The organism is Providencia sp. Je.9.19 (genome assembly GCF_051129765.1).
GTDB lineage: Bacteria > Pseudomonadota > Gammaproteobacteria > Enterobacterales > Enterobacteriaceae > Providencia.
The window spans coordinates 435,587-453,965 of sequence record NZ_JBCPSS010000001.1 but is presented as its reverse complement, the minus strand read 5'-3'; the positions used below and the strand labels follow the sequence as shown (position 1 = coordinate 453,965).

General features: G+C 33.4%; 19 protein-coding genes. 7 read left to right on the top strand and 12 right to left on the bottom strand.

What is annotated here, in order from left to right; genetic code table 11:
- Positions 1–22: 22 nt before the first annotated feature.
- From AAZR93_RS02235 to AAZR93_RS02225, 3 genes are all read right to left on the bottom strand, one after another.
- Positions 23–1,006, bottom strand: coding sequence for an endonuclease (locus tag AAZR93_RS02235; protein ID WP_434718842.1), 984 nt, complete (start codon positions 1,004–1,006; stop codon positions 23–25).
- A 293-nt stretch (positions 1,007–1,299) separates the two neighbouring features.
- Positions 1,300–1,770 carry a threonine/serine exporter gene (locus tag AAZR93_RS02230; RefSeq protein ID WP_336431058.1) on the bottom strand — a complete coding sequence of 157 codons (471 nt, stop codon included), beginning with the start codon at positions 1,768–1,770 and terminating at the stop codon, positions 1,300–1,302.
- Positions 1,761–2,570 (bottom strand): threonine/serine ThrE exporter family protein, encoded by an 810-nt coding sequence (locus AAZR93_RS02225; protein ID WP_434719618.1) that lies wholly within the window; start codon positions 2,568–2,570, stop codon positions 1,761–1,763. The genes AAZR93_RS02230 and AAZR93_RS02225 overlap by 10 nt, the downstream gene beginning before the upstream one ends.
- Positions 2,571–2,767: 197 nt before the next feature.
- Between AAZR93_RS02225 and AAZR93_RS02220 the strand changes: the two genes are divergently transcribed.
- Positions 2,768–3,397: a TetR/AcrR family transcriptional regulator gene (locus tag AAZR93_RS02220; protein ID WP_434718841.1), complete on the top strand. Its 630-nt coding sequence runs from the start codon at positions 2,768–2,770 to the stop codon at positions 3,395–3,397.
- Between the two features lie 8 nt (positions 3,398–3,405).
- On the opposite strand, the gene AAZR93_RS02215 is transcribed toward AAZR93_RS02220, so the two are convergent.
- Entirely contained in the window at positions 3,406–3,807 is a 402-nt protein-coding gene (locus AAZR93_RS02215) for a hypothetical protein (protein WP_434718840.1), read from the bottom strand.
- Between the two features lie 238 nt (positions 3,808–4,045).
- Here AAZR93_RS02215 and AAZR93_RS02210 point away from each other — a divergent pair, with 238 nt between their 5' ends.
- A complete protein-coding gene (locus AAZR93_RS02210; protein WP_434718839.1) occupies positions 4,046–4,339 on the top strand; it encodes a DUF5339 domain-containing protein in 294 nt (97 codons plus the stop codon).
- Positions 4,340–4,414: 75 nt separating this feature from the next.
- Here AAZR93_RS02210 and AAZR93_RS02205 read toward each other — a convergent pair whose 3' ends face one another.
- The 6 genes from AAZR93_RS02205 to AAZR93_RS02180 all read right to left on the bottom strand — a co-directional run bounded on the left by AAZR93_RS02205 (position 4,415) and on the right by AAZR93_RS02180 (position 8,638).
- Positions 4,415–4,852, bottom strand: a complete 438-nt coding sequence (locus AAZR93_RS02205) for a universal stress protein (RefSeq protein WP_294110732.1) — start codon at positions 4,850–4,852, stop codon at positions 4,415–4,417.
- Between the two features lie 171 nt (positions 4,853–5,023).
- On the bottom strand, positions 5,024–5,362 hold the full coding sequence (locus AAZR93_RS02200; protein ID WP_294110736.1) for a hypothetical protein: 339 nt from the start codon (positions 5,360–5,362) through the stop codon (positions 5,024–5,026).
- A gap of 140 nt (positions 5,363–5,502) precedes the next feature.
- Positions 5,503–5,931: a universal stress protein gene (locus tag AAZR93_RS02195; protein WP_294110738.1), complete on the bottom strand. Its 429-nt coding sequence runs from the start codon at positions 5,929–5,931 to the stop codon at positions 5,503–5,505.
- 159 nt (positions 5,932–6,090) lie between these two features.
- Positions 6,091–6,540: a glyoxalase gene (locus AAZR93_RS02190; protein ID WP_294110941.1), complete on the bottom strand. Its 450-nt coding sequence runs from the start codon at positions 6,538–6,540 to the stop codon at positions 6,091–6,093.
- Positions 6,541–6,556: 16 nt separating this feature from the next.
- Positions 6,557–7,471, bottom strand: coding sequence for a Gfo/Idh/MocA family protein (locus AAZR93_RS02185; protein WP_434718838.1), 915 nt, complete (start codon positions 7,469–7,471; stop codon positions 6,557–6,559).
- Positions 7,472–7,843: 372 nt separating this feature from the next.
- Positions 7,844–8,638, bottom strand: coding sequence for a YaeF family permuted papain-like enzyme (locus AAZR93_RS02180; RefSeq protein ID WP_336431059.1), 795 nt, complete (start codon positions 8,636–8,638; stop codon positions 7,844–7,846).
- 362 nt (positions 8,639–9,000) lie between these two features.
- Here AAZR93_RS02180 and AAZR93_RS02175 point away from each other — a divergent pair, with 362 nt between their 5' ends.
- Positions 9,001–12,255 (top strand): M66 family metalloprotease, encoded by a 3,255-nt coding sequence (locus AAZR93_RS02175; RefSeq protein ID WP_434718837.1) that lies wholly within the window; start codon positions 9,001–9,003, stop codon positions 12,253–12,255.
- A gap of 56 nt (positions 12,256–12,311) precedes the next feature.
- Here AAZR93_RS02175 and AAZR93_RS02170 read toward each other — a convergent pair whose 3' ends face one another.
- Positions 12,312–12,722, bottom strand: coding sequence for a hypothetical protein (locus tag AAZR93_RS02170; protein WP_294110852.1), 411 nt, complete (start codon positions 12,720–12,722; stop codon positions 12,312–12,314).
- A 212-nt stretch (positions 12,723–12,934) separates the two neighbouring features.
- On the opposite strand from AAZR93_RS02170, the gene AAZR93_RS02165 reads away from it, so the two are divergent.
- The 4 genes from AAZR93_RS02165 to ttcA all read left to right on the top strand — a co-directional run bounded on the left by AAZR93_RS02165 (position 12,935) and on the right by ttcA (position 16,761).
- A complete protein-coding gene (locus AAZR93_RS02165; RefSeq protein WP_434718836.1) occupies positions 12,935–13,630 on the top strand; it encodes an aspartate/glutamate racemase family protein in 696 nt (231 codons plus the stop codon).
- A 347-nt stretch (positions 13,631–13,977) separates the two neighbouring features.
- Positions 13,978–14,220 carry a helix-turn-helix domain-containing protein gene (locus AAZR93_RS02160; RefSeq protein ID WP_434718835.1) on the top strand — a complete coding sequence of 81 codons (243 nt, stop codon included), beginning with the start codon at positions 13,978–13,980 and terminating at the stop codon, positions 14,218–14,220.
- A 355-nt stretch (positions 14,221–14,575) separates the two neighbouring features.
- A complete protein-coding gene (gene catA, locus AAZR93_RS02155) occupies positions 14,576–15,217 on the top strand; it encodes a type A chloramphenicol O-acetyltransferase (protein WP_294349912.1) in 642 nt (213 codons plus the stop codon).
- Between the two features lie 629 nt (positions 15,218–15,846).
- Complete coding sequence (gene ttcA, locus AAZR93_RS02150; protein ID WP_294110857.1) at positions 15,847–16,761, top strand: tRNA 2-thiocytidine(32) synthetase TtcA; 915 nt, start codon at positions 15,847–15,849, stop codon at positions 16,759–16,761.
- A gap of 318 nt (positions 16,762–17,079) precedes the next feature.
- Here ttcA and zntB read toward each other — a convergent pair whose 3' ends face one another.
- On the bottom strand, positions 17,080–18,063 hold the full coding sequence (zntB, locus tag AAZR93_RS02145; RefSeq protein ID WP_294110859.1) for a zinc transporter ZntB: 984 nt from the start codon (positions 18,061–18,063) through the stop codon (positions 17,080–17,082).
- Between the last annotated feature and the right edge of the window lie 316 nt (positions 18,064–18,379).

Sequence of the window (18,379 nt, the reverse complement as noted above, 5' to 3'; positions counted from 1 at the left end):
TATATTTTTTATAACGTCACTATTAACGCGGCTTACAATTACCTGCTAATTGATATCCTGCTTTTTGTGCCGCTAATTCGTTATCAAATAATACCGCATTTTTCTCAGCTGTTGTTTTAAAGCCACCACAATGAGACAAATGGTATTTTTTTGAGTTTTGATTTCCTTTCACTTGATTATTTTGTGGACTAACTTTATTAAGTTGAGTTGTCTTAGGCTTTGCAGTCACTAACGTATTTTTCACGCCTTCACCACTATTTTTATGCCCAATTGACCATATTTTATCGCCTGTTACAAAGCCATTATGATGCCCCATAACTTTTGCAATGCGCTCATCTCGCAGCGTTTCCCATTGATTAACAGGATATTGATTATTCCATGCCATTAATAATTGCTGTTGTTGCCGTGACATAGATAAATTATAGCGATCATGCATATAAAAATAGACCCGTGCGACTTGCCCTTTCACTTCATCACGTGGCTCAAATACTTTTTCTTTAAAATCAACTCGACTACGACACATTCCATACGGATACGATACATTCGCCGCTAATTGTGCAAAACTAAAATTACTGCGATCACCATTAACCTCTCCGATTGAAGGTGCCAGATTATACATATCCGCCTCCATTTGACGGAAAGTCTCATCAGTAGATACACAATTTTTACGTCCACCATTTTGCCAACACTGTCTTTGATGACCGAATACCCACGCAGGGACAATATGTTCCCATTCTATTCGTTGAGCACGGCTTTGCTGTTTACGTACCTGATAACCACAAGACGCTAAATCGACATGTCCGCCACTTTTTCCGACCCACTCCCACTGACAGCCACAATACAAAGTACCTTCCCCTTGATTATGTTGATCAAAATACACTTTAGTTTTACTTAAAACTTTAGCGTCAGTGAACGAACTCGGGGCTGCATTCAAAGAAAATGAAAATAAAAACAATAAGATAGATAGCCCCGTATTGAGGCATTTAAGCAAACTCAGCTGTTTCAAAATAACACCATTAATCAGAAAAAAAGCACATAATTAAGTTGAAGCGTTACATTTTCATATAACAATACAACGACTGCCATAAGATAAACGCTATTTTTATGAAATATAAGCTTTTTTGATATTAATGGATACTCAATTTTATTAAATAAAATACACTCTCAGAATATGTCCATCTTAAATAGAAAAAGTAAATAAGCATTGTAAATAGAATACATAACAGCCTAACTAAAAATAAAACAAGACCGTAAGACTTCTAAATGTTTAATATAAATTGATGTTTATAAGCATAAAAATCATACGCTTGGTCTTTTACGATATATCCACAAACCCGGAAGCGATATTCCAATTGATAGCGCTCCTACAATAAACGAGGCATTCAAAAAGTTAGTGACTAATGTTTCAACAAGTTCAGGGCTATAGCCAAAATGTGATATTTTAACCACAGAAATCATTGCTACATAGGCACTTATCCCTGGAAACATAGGTATAACAGCAGCGACGGTAAAAACTTTTGGGTGCGCAAGCCACCATCGAGACCACTGAATACCAATCATTCCAACGAGAATTGCTGACAAAAAACTCGCCCACTCAATGTGCAACCCTAAGGTCATTAGCACCATTCTTGAACCGTGGCCAATCGCACCGAGCAACGCGCAATATTTTAAGGCTCTAATTGGCACATTAAATACCATAGCAAAACCAACTGCGGGTATTGCTGCCAAGAACATATCAGCCAATAATGCAAAAATGAAATTCATGCCCATTCCCTTAAATTCCACACAACCATAGCCAATACAACCCCAATACAAGTTGATAATGTTAATAAGCTCGCCATTGCCCAGCGCGCTAATCCAGTATTAACATGGCCTTTAAACATGTCAGCGACTGCATTAATTAAAGGAAAACCCGGTACTAGTAGCAGTACACTTGCAGCCATTGAAATCGTTTCTGTTAATACAAAATAAGGAATTTTCAATAATAAGCCGGATACCGATGTCGCAACAAAAGCGGTAATACAAAAATTAATTAATGGATTCATTTGGTGAGATGTTAAAACTTGCCTTATATACATAGCACAACTACTTGCAATAAAGGTAATCAAGGCGCTCTCCCAACCGCCACCATTTAACTGACTAAAACAAGCGCAAGATAAGCCAACCATTAATACCATAAGCCAACGTGGATACCGCAACGGCTTAATTGATGCTAATTTCTTTTTTAATTGTTTCCGGTCAAGCAAATGATGCTCAACTAAAATAACCGCATGCTGTACTTCAGTAACCACATGCATATTAATACCGCGATCAATAATACGACGAGTAGAAGTTAAACAGCGCCCGTCAATAATCGTCGTTAATACGAGTGAGTTAGATGAAATTGCACTATCAACTTGGCTCGCGCCTAATGCAATCCCCAAACGCGTGGTTAGTTGCTCAACCAGCATACTCTCAGCACCATGCTGCAGTAGAAGCAGGCCGCATTCAATGCACAGTCGAGTGATTTCTCTTTGTACATCAGTAACAATATCATTCGCTCTTTCCGGCTCTAATACACATTCCTTCATCATACCCCCCAAAGTTAACAAAATTCTGATATTCTCTTAAACATGTTAGTCTCTATATGTATCATAGAACTAAATAACAGCTTAGATGATGATCTCTTTCAGGTAAATTAATCAATTAAGCGACTATTTCTAAACTATTTTGCTAGACTAAGCAGCACTATTTTCTTCATAAATTAGCATGCTAGGATAAATATTCCATGAGTAGCCTATTAACCGCCAAAACCCCTAAAGGTCAGCGCCGAAATAAAGCATTAATCACTGCCGCCGCTGAAGTGTTTCTACAATATGGGTTTGAGGGGACGACTCTGGATATGATTATTGAACGTGCAGGAGGTTCACGCTCAACGTTATATAAAAATTTTGGGGATAAAGAAGGGTTATTTGCTGCCGTTATTGCGCATATGATAGATGAAATTTTTGATGAGCCAGAAACTAAAGCGCCTATTTCAAAAAATATTGAAAGCGTACTCTCCTTTTATGGTTCCCGATTTTTACTCAATGTTATTAAACCCCAATCTATCGGCCTTTATCGCCTTATTCTTGGCGAATATAACCGGTTCCCAGAAATAAGCCATGCTTTCTTCGAACAAGGCCCAGTCAAGAGCTATCGATTATTAACACAAAAGCTTGCCACACTACCCGATGTCAATATTGATGAAAATACATTATTAAGTATTTCATCTCGATATTTAGAAATGCTTAAAGCAGATGTATTTATTACCACTTTTTGCGTTGCCGATTTTACGCCTAGCGATGAATTTATCGAACAGCAAATAGCCTTATCTGTTGATATCATCGCCAGCTATATTCGCAAAATAAGCAGTTAATAATTTATTTATGAAAGTAACTTTCTAGCACGCTCCTGCGCCATTAATGCATCGGTTTCAAGAAAAACCTCTGGCCCATATAATGCAGATAACATAGGAGCAAGACGTTCCATTTCGTCCTTATCACTCCCATCTGGCTGTAAAGTCACTACCATCGCTCGGCAATATTCCATCATTGGCTCTTTCGCCTGTTTTAACCAACGGCGTACATACTTCATTCCCTCCATATCTTCAGCTGACGGTTTACCTTTTGGAGCAACGGGTGGATAAACAAGGGCAAACTGTTCTCTTTTTGATAATAAAAGATCTATTTCTTCTAACCATAAACGTGTTTCATCCATAGAAGATGGGAAAGAATTTAATGTACATATAGGCCAATTATCCGTATTGACAATAACTTTATTCGACATGATAAATCCTAAAATCATAAAAGTGTACTACAATGTACACTTTTATGATTTCAATAGTCAATAATCATTCTCATTTAAAATTTGCAATTTATGCTATTTGTGACTTTCTTTTTAGACAGAAGATTCTCAATATGTTGTAAATATTCATCACATAAAACATTAATAATGCCTTGATGATGCGTTTTTTTATACAGAATGTTATTCTGACCCTATTGTGTCTTTATAAAGTGAAAATATTATGAATAAAATTTTTCCTGTGGTATTTGGATTAATCATGGCAGTAACCGCATTTAATGCAAGTGCGGGTAAAACATGTGATACCTATTTTCAAGAAATGAATGAACTCGTCAAACAAGCTGAAGAGCAATACAAGAATGAACCTAATGCAGGAGAGCAGATTACGATGATGAAATCGCAGTTAGAAGAAGCGAAGAAAACATTAGCAAGCTATCCTGAAGATGCTCAAGAACAAGCATGTAGTCAAGCTCTTAAAGCTATTGCACAAGCTAAAGATGCGGTAGAAACAAAATAACCATGCTCTGTAAAAAACAAAATCTATCAATAAATACAGCCTGATATTTCAGGCTGTATTATAAAATGGATTATTTTAACGAACAACTAGTACTGATATTTTCGCGTACGAAACAATACCTGATGCATTTGACCCTAATAAATGGGTCGAAAAGCTCGGATTTCGTGAACCGACAACGATTAAATCTGCATTAATATTTTCTGCTTCCGACAACACTTTATCTCTTGGTGAGCCAATTTCAACTCTGTAGGAAATTTTATCTGATGGGTAATCAATTTTATCGATAATTTCTTGTAATTGCTCTTCAGAACGCTCAATTGCCTTTTTTGCAAAAGAGGCTAGTAGATCGTAATGATAGCTATAACTCATCGAAAATCTTGAAACATCAGGTATTGAATGGAATAAATGAATTGTGGCATCAGAAATTTTCGCTAAATAAATAGCATGCTTAAGTGCATTATCTGTTAACACATCTTCCGATATATCCACGGGAACCAAAATAGTTTTATACATATGATACCCTCTTTATTAGATTTTCTTTCTTTTCAAACCGTGACGTTATTAGTTTTACGATTCGACAGTTTAAGAATGGCTGGTGAATGTTTGTTATTTTCTCTAAAAGTATAAACCTAAGCTTATAAAAATGTCGTGAGCATTCCAACGTTATTTCAATACGCCTCAAGCTTAACTTTCTTCCAAATGCCATTTATGTAATAAGCGATGAATAAATGGAGTGACTATCAGACCGATACTAATGATAAAAACGCTTTGTAGGAACAAGCCATAAATTGCGATAAAAAAACGTCCACCACGGGTAATTGGGGCTGGTTCTATTGCTTGTCCACTTAACATTGATAACGCATTCAACATCGACTCTACAATTGAATGCCCTTCTATAAAGTAAAAACCAAAAATACCCGGCAATAGACCAAGGAAAAAAACCAAAAGTGCGATAAGATAAAAACGTAACACTCGAAGAATAAAATACTCAACTCGTATTAATTCTTTTGAAAATTTTTCCATAAATAACCTAATAACACGTTATTACTCATACAATTGTTCGATCAAGCTATACAACAATGAATATGCAACTACACATACGCACATTTATGATACTAGAAAAGAACCTACATCATAAATCGATATAGGCCCTATTTAATCTGTTAGCGTACGACTAAAACCGATGTTTCTGCGTAACGTACGATCCCAGCAGCAGTTGAGCCTAAAAGATGAGTTGTAATATTTGGTCGACGAGAGCCAATCACAATAATATCTGCATTAATATCTTTAGCTGTATTAATGACTTCATCACGAGGTGAGCCAAATGTAATGGTATAACTCACATCTTCATGAGGTAAATTAATTGAATCCATTAACATTTTCATATCTTCTTCCGCTTTCACCGTTGCTCTATCTTTTATTTCCATATAGCCAAGAGCATAGGCATTAATAATTGCTGAAGATATTGGTAATACGTGGATCAAGTGAATTTTAGCACTCGATTGTTTTGCTAAATTAACCGCGTGACGAACAGCTTTACTCGTTAGCTCTTCTTCGGTTAAATCTATAGGGACCAGAATCGTTTTATACATAACCCCTCCTAAAAAATTAAAAAATAATGTTAACGATAAAATTATAAACAATTAGCTGTGAATGTCTCTCGTTCAAAAAGATAAATGAGATCTCTAGCCACAAAATATTAATTATTGAACAGTTTTTATCTTTATTTTTAATATCAATAACTCAACTGGTTATTCTCTTAGCCATGGTGTAACCGTCAACCCAACGAGCATACCTTCAGGGCTTAATAATCGGGTTACCGTTTGCCCCCAAGGCTCAATTCTATTTTGAACCAATAATAAATACCCCTTATCAGTTAGATTCTGAGTCATCCTTGCGAGATCAGAAACTTCAAATTCAATCCAACTTTGTGGGATTGTTAACTCTTCAGGCCATTCATCACGCAAAAAACAAGATTGTGCAGCTTGGTTTAATGGCCAAAGAGCAAAATGTTTAACGCCACCTAATGTATCTTGCTCACAAACTAGATAGTCACTATTTTCTTCCATTGGTTTCAATGGTAAACCAAGTGTTTTAAGATAAAAATCGCTACTATTTTGGGTATTTAACGTCACAGGACCAAAACCGGCGACAAATAATACATCAGAGTTATCTTGTAGATTAAACATTGAATATTCCATTTTAGTTAGGAAGTTATTAATTTTTATCAAACATTTTTTCAATAATTCTTTGAGCGGCAATCGCGTTTTCACCACTGGTACACGGCTGAGATTGGTGACTGACAGACTCAATAAAATGACGAATTGCACCATCAAATCCACGCTGTACCAATATCGAATCCCAACTTGATGGGTATTTATCATTAATACCCCGAAGGTTTTCACTACGCCACTGATTCATGTTAGTTATTTGATAAATAGCATCTTCATCCACGGCAATGACTTGCTCTTGCTGACTACCCGCCTTTCGGTGCATCGATGTTGTTACCCAACCATTTTCCGTTTGGAAATGATGTTCTGCATAAAACAATTCGCCTTGCTCAGTCGTTTTTACCCCACCGCTAATTAATTTCAACTCAGTCCCAGCTATCCATAGAACCGTATCAACGACATGTAAATAATCATCGAGCAAAGTAAAGCGCGCATCTTTAGGCCCTACACTGTCACTTCGATGCTTATCCATCCTCAAAGAGGAAAACAGTGTCATATTTTGTTTTAACGAAACATAAAAAGGCGCAAATCGACGGTTAAATCCCACCATTAACATACGCTTTTGTTTTATTGCTAATTCAATAAGTTGCTCTGATTGTTCAATATTATCAGTAAGCGGTTTATCGACATAAACATGAAGTCCCATTTCTAATAGCAACTTAACAATTTCGAAATGAGTGGTCGTTGCGCTATGAACAAATATGGCATCACATTGGCTAGCAAGACTTTTAATCTCTGCAAATAGTGGGATCCTATAGCTATCACAAACTAGTTTTGCTTTGGATTGATTCGGGGAATAGGCGCCAACGAACTCCCAATCATCTTCTTTACAAAGAATAGGCAAATATGCTTTTTGAGCGATTGAGCCTAAACCGACAACACCGATGCGCAATTTTCTCATGTTATGGAACTCTTCTAATATATTGATAAGGAAATTATTGAATATATTTATATAAATAAAAAATATTTTTTCTAAATGTATGGCGATAACAGAAGAATAATGAGGAAAGATATAATTTAACACCTTGTTTTTAATGGCTTTAGTAACCTAGAAACAATCTTTAGGTCAAAAAAAACAGTATAAAAAAGGGGTTGATTTCTTAAATGAGAATGGTTATCTTTTACCTCATGGAATACCTGAGTAAATTACTCAAGAATTTCATAAACGACATTGCTCACATTGCTTCCAGTTTAGCAGGCCAACTTTATAAGTTGGCCTTTTTTTTATTCTCAATATTATTAAACGATTACCAAATATTACGAATTTAATCGCCTATTTATTACGTATTGCGCTCGCAAAACTCCATGATTTTAAATGACCAACATAGGTTAATCTATGTGTCGGTTCAAATGTAGGCACATCCCCAGTACGCATATGCAAAATATCAGCCGGTGTTATCCATGATGAATTACCTTCAAACAAAGGCATTCCTGCATATTTATAAGCATCTAGGACAAACTGCGAACAAAAGAATCCATTCGCTTGGTCTATATCATCACCTAATTGAACAGTAGCAAGTGCTTTTAAGCAAAAATTTCTAACCGTTTCACCAATTAGAGGTAACTCACAAATTCGTTTCGTGAGCATCCATGGCGCGATCATAACAATACCTTTATAATTATATTTATTACCATCATTTTGTACGGAAAACTCACGTAGCTTGTCAGCATGCAAAGACGTTAATCCTGACTGTCTTAAGACCACCATATTATTCGAGTCACCAATTGCTTTATCTAATGGTATAATTCGAACACCACTGCCAACTGATTCAGCAACCTCTCCTAACCCTAAATAGATTGATGCATGGCTCACACCACTCACACTGAATAAACGTATCCCCCAAGAATTAAGACCCGTCGCAGACGATAACAAAATATCGCCAGGCAACATATCAGAAACTGAGAGTACTTCAACTGAGTCTTTTATAGGAATTGTATTTGCTTGCTGCATACTGAATTTTAGGCGATTTGTTTCTGCATCTGATTTAAATTGAGTTGAGCATCCCGCTAAAAAAAAGAATCCAAAGTACAACAGCCAGATTTTAAAGTTCATCCCTAAATTACTCATCTAATTACACCAATTATATTTAATTTGATTGTATACGGATTTTATCTGCTCATTCCCGTAATGACTACCATTAATTTACTCACTATCAATATGAGTAAAAATACCTTTTTCTATAAAAAACTCGAATTGTCTAGCTTTAGTCTAATAGACAAGAAAACGCTCAGCTCAAGTGATAATTCCAATTAATTTCGCTATAAATTAGAGAAAACTAAATTTTCAGACTAATTTTTACTAATTTAAATATAATTAATATTAAATTAATACTAGATTAACTAATGGTGAAATAATTAACTCACCTAATAAATATAGTTAATGTTTCAATTATAAAACCCAATAAATAAATTGCAAAAGGAAAAATACATATGGACATAACCAATCTAAATAGGGAATTCATACATCAGGAAAACTCAGTAAATATAAATAATAAAAACATAATAGATGGTAGTGATGTTTCCATTAGTTTTAACTCTCTTCCCAATATAACTGAGACTTGGCATATTATGAATGAATATAATCATAATATGGGCGAAAACCATACAAGTTATCATATTAGTAAAACACAAGCAGACAAAATAAATCATACTAAAAATATTTATTTCAATGAAAACAGCTTTCCAAGTGACTTACAAGGCGAACTAAAAGGCAATGTATTTTATGCACAAAGCAGTATTATCCCAGCAATAAACAATATCAAAGATGATATTCATCCTAATTTGGTCACTGGACGTAAAACTTTATTATTATTTAAACCCCATGATATTATTCAAAGTGATACGGAAATTAAATTAAACGTTTATGATAATAAAAATAATCTGCTACATTCAAGTGTTATGCTCTCCCCGGAATATTTACCTAAAATTGCGGGAGTAGAACCATATTATACTAATATTTCACCCGAATATTTTGAGCGGCCAATATCATCAGATATATGCATTGATGGAAAAAATGAGTTAGAGCAAATAATAAACGATAAAATAAAGTTGAAAGAAATAATTAAAATGAATGAAACTGATATAACTCACATTGTTTTTTCTGATGTTATATTAAAAAAACCATTTATTTTAAACTCTGACCCTGATCTTTCGAATAAGTCAGTTGCATTAACATCTTTCATTAATGATGAAATAGAAATTAATTATGGTATAAAAAAAATATTACTACCCCCTAATGAAACAATCCATTTTGTTTGTGATAACTCTGGACAATGGGTGACTTATCAAGATGTATTATTATCAAAGCAACATTTCTCTTCATTATTAGCTAGTTCAAAATCATCAGTTAAGCCGTCATTACATATAAATGAAAAAGCGGAAATTAAAAAAATATCAATAAATAATTATTATTTAAACTATCTGATTTCAGAGAATGACACAATAAAAATATCAATTGATAATTCCAACTGGGTTAAAAATATAACTTTAACAACAAATAGAGACTTTAGTTCTAAAAAAATTATATTTACCTCAAAATCACAATCTGTAAGTGAAATACTCCATGACAATAAAATCACTCACTTAAAATATAGTGATGAGATATTATTTGAATGTAACTCGAATGGTAAATGGTTAAAAATGGAGCCTAATATTAATGAGCCTTCTATTATTCTAGATATTGCATACCCCGAAAAATTCTCTTTAACGTTAGATACAAATGAAAAAATAAAAAATTTTGCTACTATTAATAAAACTTTTATTGATTTATTAAATAAGAATAACTCTATTAAAGTTGCCACTAGCAATTATAACTGGGCAAAAAATTTCTCATTAACAGAAAATGACTCTTTTCATAACAAGAAAATATTATTTACATCTACCGCAGCCTATACTAGCACTATAAAATATGGGAATAAAAATATAAATCTGAAAAGAAATGAAAGTGTGCTTTTTATTTATGACTACTATCATAAATGGATGACCATTAATGATTATTCAATAATGCGTGAGTTAGCGAATATTCAATATATTGAACATGGTTGGAGTACAACCCTACCTGCTAACATTATTAAGCCTGGTATTAAATTTGAATTTAACTCTCAAAATAAAAAAGGAATACTTAAGAATATTCAAATAGATGCACCACATGAATTATTAATGAATACTATTGATATTGGAATGCTAACCCCTCCAAGAAATAATTTTAAATTTCAAGATAATCCAGAACTTAATCGTCAATATTTTCAAACTATTCCTGTTAGCCAACTTATAGTTTCGCGTTTTGAACCACTCCATATTACCAAAGTAGTAATGCCTGATGGCTCAATATTCACTGAAAAATCAAGTGGAGATGGTGGTTATCATTCTGGAAACATGAGAGAATCTATTGGTAAAAACTTTATTTCTGATGGAATTAATCTTGCCAATTATGGGATAAATAGCTCTTCTTCCTTTTCAGAAACATTCTTACCTACATCTCAAATTACACTCCATAATTCAATTGGTTCATATAAAAATGGAATTATTGTACATGGTCTATCAGGCGGAGGCGGTAAAGCGACATTAGAAGACTCGGATGGCAATGAGTTTAGTCATGAAATCGGTCACAACTTTAATTTAGGTCATTATGAAGGGGGATTCAATGGTGGTATCCATTCAGCTCCAGATAAGCGAAATTCAACCTGGGGTTGGGATTCTCTCTACAATAACTTTATACCTAATTTTGAAGTTAAAAAAACAGACAAAGCAACATATCTTGAAGTAAAAAAAAACAATAGCCAAGCCCAACCACCTTATAGAGGTCGGTCTTTTAACCGTGACGCCATGTCAGGAGGCAAACCTTATGACTTTAAATATAATCGCTATACACTCTATACGCCATATACTCTTGCTTCCATTCAAAAAGATATGACTAAAAGACATATCTTTAGCATAGATTCTAATACCGGCTTTAAAAAATGGAATTATAAAACTGCTCAGATGGACGATAGTAGTTTCGATATCACTGATCTTGACAGCCTAGATATGCATTTCAAAAATGGAGTAGATATACAAAAAAATGATCTTGAAAAACTTTTAAGTAAAAGCAATTTAATCCGTATCACCATCGGTAATGGTTATCATACCTCAAATATTTACATTCCAAATGCAAATGAAAGTAATAAAAATTCAGTGATAAAAATAAATTCCTATGCAAGCTGGGATAGCCAAATACATTTGACTAATGGTATTCAAAAAACATTAAAACAAAATGACCAACTTTTTTATATTTCTAACGGCTTTTCATGGCAGGAAATTAATGAATACCGTACTTATAAAAAGCCGGATAAACAAGGTATTCCTATTGTTACATTATTAGGTTATTACGACCCTGAAAATAAAATAGATAGTTATATTTATCCTTCCCTATATGGGTCTTATGGCATGACATATAACCCTAATAAAAATGCTAAAAATAAAAATGTATACATCGATGTTACTTATCATGATAACACTCATAGTCAACATCAACTTATAGGATATCGGAAAGATAAAAATTTAATGAATAAATTTCATATTAATTTGGAGCGAGATCGTAAACCCACCAAAGCAAATCTTTATATTGATGGAAAAATAATTTATAGCCGCGATATTGAAATAAAGGAAAATAGACTCCCTACAACGATCAATGGAATTATTGTATAAAATACGTCCACAACATGCCCTATGGTCAATGTTGTGGACCATTGATTAACTCCAATTTATTCAATTGGTGATGCAGGTGTTGAACATTTTTCATCCCATATTTGATTAACTTGTGTAGGAAGTAAAATTTCATGGCCACCTTCCACAAACGGAATGGATATATCGGATCGCCCATTATCATTGGTGTATGCTTTAATAATAAAACGCTTAAAACCATCAGGTTTATCGCCTTTATATCTGAATACTTCACCACAAACGTATCCAACCTTTCCATTATCGCTTGTGTATTTTGAAAAATGATATTCAATATTTTTAAACTCAGCGGCTTGTGGATATGCAAGAACATCATTCACATTTTTTTTTACTTGCTCAATCAAACTTAATGAAGGCGGCTTCATATATAATGCACCTAACAGAAATGCGGCACCAAAAATAAGTATTGCTATGATTATTTTAAAAAAATTCATTCAAATCACCACTATAATCGTACATGAAATATCAAATTCTAATAACAGATAATAGCTTTATATTCATCAAAATCCACCTTTAAAAATAATTTATAACAATAACTATTAACAAAAGAAATTCACAGTCTGTTTAGCCTATTCTTCATGTTGACTCTGAATAAATAGACTCAGTATAGTAAGATAAAATTCAGACTAAATTGGACGGTTAAAAAATGAAGACTATTGGGTTAATTGGTGGAATGAGCTGGGAATCAACTCTACTTTATTATCAGCAAATTAATGAAGGTATCAAAAAACATTTAGGTGGCTTACATTCCGCTAAAATTGCTATGTATAGTGTTGATTTTGCAGAGATAGAGCATTTTCAAGCTACGGGCCAATGGGAACAAGCAGCCGACTATTTAGCTAAGGCAGGAATAAATGTAAAATTAGCAGGTGCTGATTTCTTAGTACTTTGTACAAATACCATGCACAAAGTTGCTGAGCAAATTGAAAATCAAACAAAACTACCTTTACTTCATATTGCAGATGCAACTGGTGAATGTATAGTGAATGAAGGTTTTAAAAAGGTAGGTTTATTGGGTACAGCATTTACAATGGAACAATCATTCTACAAAGACAGACTCATAGATAAATTCAGTTTGACTGTAATAACACCAAATTCTAAAGATAGAAAAATAGTTCACGACATTATTTACCAAGAACTCTGCTTAGGTGTGATAAATGAGCAGTCTAAAAAAGAATATCTGCGTATTATAACGGAACTTATCAGCCAAGGTGCTGAAGGTATTATCCTTGGCTGTACAGAGATAACGCTACTTGTTGATAAAAATGACGTTGATATTTGTTTATTTGATACAACAGCTATCCATGCCCAAAAAGCAGTCGAGGTTGCATTAAGTCTCTAAACTATTACATTATAACTATCTAAAAATTAAGGCTAATTATTGATTTCCCCTATTAGTAATAGCCTTAAATTCAATTTATTAGTGGTGATTAATTGCTAACTCAAATTTAATTTCTATTTTTTATCTTATTAGATTGCTTAATTATTCAAATTCACTAAATTAAAATTTATTGATTACTCATGAAGTGTATTATTAGGGTTTTATCCTGTAAGGTTCAAATACTTAATACTTTATTATATTTTAGCTATCAATGTACCTTAATCTTGCATTTACAGATTTTTTACCATTGAATATAAAATTTAATCGGTGATAATTTACACTATAACTTTGCCTCAGAATTGGATATTATGAACGGAAAAAGATTAAATAATGAAACATTAGGACAATTTATAAAAAAGAATAGAATTGCTCTTAATATGACAACAAAAGATGTTGCAAGTGCTGCATCTATTCCTGAAAGTACATATATTCAATACGAAAATGGTACTGTATCAGTATTTATTGATCATCTCGTGATTTTTACAAGAATATTCAATGTTGAGCTAAGAACTTTTTTCGATATATATATCAACCCAGAAAAACACGGCTAAAACATAGCTTGTTATTTTTAGTTAAATAAATCAGCAATAAGATGAGTTTTTATTGCTGATTTTTTAACATACATCAAATTGAAAATGAAATTATGATAACCGAAAATTATTTTTTATTAATTAATAACTTAACAGTTTTTTAAAATCGACTATTTTCATATTACCATTATGGTACTTATCATTAACCTCAATGTTTTCATGCTATTATCCTCTATTTTACTAGACAAAATTCAAGACCTTACGTACACTAAATTTTCACTTAAAAAATGATAAGGAGTCCTAATGGTATTTTCTAAAGCAGAAAGAGCACCCTTCTAATAAATTTATTTTTTTATTAATTAGAAGGGATTAAACAATGCAATACATTAAATTTAATATTGAAACTTGGCAACGCAAAGAACATTTTCAATTATTTGAAGACCAACTAAACTGTGGATTTAGCTTAACCACAAAGATAGATATAACTCACTTAAAAAAATTCATACAATCTAAAGGTTATGGATTTTATCCTACTATCATTTATCTACTATCTAAAACCGTAAATAGATACGCTGAATTTCGGCTAGCAAAAAAAGATACTGAGCTAATTTTATGGGATATTGTTAGTCCAAACTTTACTATTTTTCATCAAGATACAGAGACCTTTTCATCTTTATGGTGCGAATACTCTGATGATATTGATATTTTTATGATGAATTATAATCAACAAATATCACTTTATAGTGACGACCTAAGCTTGTCACCACAACCAAAACAGATCGATAATATTTTCTACGTATCATCTCTACCATGGTTAACTTTCGATAGCTTCAATCTAAATATCGCGGATATTACAAAAAATTATGCCCCGATTTTTACGATGGGAAAATTTTTTTTAGACAATGAAAAATATTTATTACCGCTAGCGATCCAAGTTCACCATGCAGTGTGTGATGGCTTCCATGTAGCGCGATTTATTAATCAGCTACAGCTATTCTGCAATGAATTAACCGATTAATATTTAACTTATAAAGGGCTGGAGACGTCAACCTATCCCTCCCTTTTTTTGAAATATGAATTACATAAACAAAACCCATGACATAAAAAATATATCTCCCACTATCTCATTTTGGATGACATACTCCAACGGAGTGATTACCATTTTAATGGTACTGACAAGCGTCAGGGAGAATATATCAACTGTGTTTATTATTGGCATTATCTTTCCTTTTTCTATAAAAAAATAAAATATATTATGAGTAAATTCAATAAGATAAACAAAGTCCTTTGAAGGTTTATTAACTTATTACATTCTCTATAAAATGTATTTTGTCTATTTTTATTGGTGATACTCGTACAATTCACCGATCAAGTTTATTTGCTAAGCAATGCTCTGTTTCTTTTTACTTACTAGTATCGTAACCCCCTATGCTTCTGCTATTATATGTCCCCTTTTCAGGTATTTTCACCGAAAATAATTTTTAGTTTTTCATCTGTGAATTGTTCGATTACAGCGCTACTTCCAATTACAGCGTTCTATAGAGCTAAAGAGAACTACTGTACAACTACCGATAACAATTAAAACCTAAAAATACATTATTTTCAGAAACTTAAACAATAACTGACGACATTACCGAACAATAGAAAATGAATACTCAAAAAGAACAATATAGCTTTAATAAATTACAAAAAAGAATACGCCGTGATGTAGGTCAGGCTATTGCTGACTTTAACATGATTGAAGAGGGTGACCGCATCATGGTTTGCCTATCCGGCGGAAAAGATAGCTATACGTTACTTTCAATTCTACAAAGTTTGCAAAAAAGTGCGCCAATTTCATTCTCTTTAATTGCCGTTAATTTAGATCAAAAACAACCGGGATTTCCTGAGCATATTTTGCCTGAATATCTCAATACACAAGGTGTCGAATATAAAATTGTTGAAGAAAACACCTACAGTATCGTAAAAGAAATCATACCTGAAGGTAAAACCACCTGTTCTTTATGTTCACGTCTACGCCGTGGTATTCTATATCGTACAGCAAGTGAGCTCGGCGCCACAAAAATTGCACTTGGCCACCATCGCGATGATATATTACAAACAATTTTTTTAAATATGTTTTATGGTGGCAAACTAAAAGGAATGCCACCTAAATTAATGAGTGATGATGGAAAACATATTGTTATTCGCCCTCTTGCTTATTGCCGCGAAAAAGATATTGAACGCTTTGCTGAAGCAAAAGAATTTCCAATTATTCCTTGCAACCTATGTGGTTCACAACCTAACTTACAGCGCCAAGTTATTAAGGAAATGCTGAGAGATTGGGACAAAAGTCACCCTGGACGCATTGAAACTATGTTCCGTGCGACTCAAAATATCGTTCCATCACATTTATGCGATACTGAATTGTTTGATTTTAAAAATATTTCACATGGTGATGACATTATCAATGGTGGCGACCTTGCGTTTGATCGTGAAGAATTTCCAGTGCAAGCCGTAATCGATGAGGATGATAAGCCTAATTTTAATGCTGAACGTCTCAATGTAGTTGAAATAAAATAGCTTTCTAGCCATTCGCACTACTCTAGGTCTCACTAATAGCTTCTTATCTAGAAGCTATTATGAGTCAACAATACCACTTTTAATTGCTGATAATTATTCTCAAATTTCAGGCAAAAAAAAGCCGACATAATTTTGTCGGCATTACAGTGGTCAATTATTCTGTATAAAAACTCAATATGAGAAAAACTACAATTATGGAGCACAACGTTCATCGCTCAACGTTGCATTCACCTGCGGAACTAATAATGCACTAAAACTCTATTAGTTTTATTGATTTATCTCAAACTAGTTCCGTTTACCAAAAATAACTCGTCTTTTTTAGAGCCAACGACTTTTTCTTAGCCACCAAAATACAGTACCAATAAGACAGGCTAATAAAATACAAAAAGCACTAAAAGCAAATCTAAATTCACCACCAGGAATACCGCCTAAATTCACGCCAAATAATCCAGTCAAAAAAGTAGTCGGTAGAAAGATCATCGCCATTAATGACATCGTATAAATTCGTCGATTCATCATTTCTGTCATCATATTCGTGATTTCATCGGACATAATCGCCGTTCTAGCAATAAAACCATCTAAATCTTCAATACAGCGACCTAATCTATCTGAAATTTCTTGTAGTCGACGTCGGTCATCATCATCAAGCCATAATAGTTTTTCAGCCGTTAATCGCGACAACATATCTCTTTGAGGTGCCATATAACGGCGCACAACGATAATCTGTTTTCTCAACAGCGCTAATTCCCCTCTTTCCGGAATTTCGCCACGTAATATGTAATCTTCCATCTCGATTAAACGTTCGTGCAATGAATCAGTAAAATCACTAATTTCATCTGTAATTGCATCAGTGACCTCCACTAACCAATCACCCGTACTCTGAGCACCAATACCTTCTTTTAAATCGCCAATAACACTATCTAAGGAATTAACTTTTCGATGTCGACTAGATACAATTAAACGACTATTGATAAAAACGCGAAAGGCGACTAATTGCTCAGGGCGTTGCCCCATATTCGTATTCAGTGTTTGTAATGTAAGTAACACACCATCACCAACACGGATAATACGCCAGCGACCTGAATGACCTGAAAGCGCAGATTTAACCTGTTCGTTAAATAAATCTGATTGTTGTATCCATTGAAAACTATCTTGGTTTTTATAATCGTAGTGTAACCAAAATGGAGATTGCTGCGTTGCGCTCGCATTCACATCAATGGGAAGTAATCCACCGTCACCATTTAACTGAAATGCATGTACAGGATTTGAGTTTTGAAATAAAGAACCATAAACCAACGCCATGCAAATATCCCTTTTTATTAACAATAAGTTATTAATAATAGAATAAAAGAAAGATTGCAATATTTTCAACAAAAGGTTTTTTATCAATGCCTTTTTTTTGTGCTAAAAATAAGCGTTAACTGGCTGTTGAGTTAATAAATACACAGCAAAATCGTTAAAATCGCCATTTTTGCTAAAAATAATCACACTTTTTGACACAAACGAACAATAAAACTCAGAATAATTTCCTTATCATTCATATTGTAGTGTTTATTCCTTTTAGATTCTCCTTCCTTCTCTCCAGTGGGAGGAGCTTTTTTATCCTTATATCCTTATT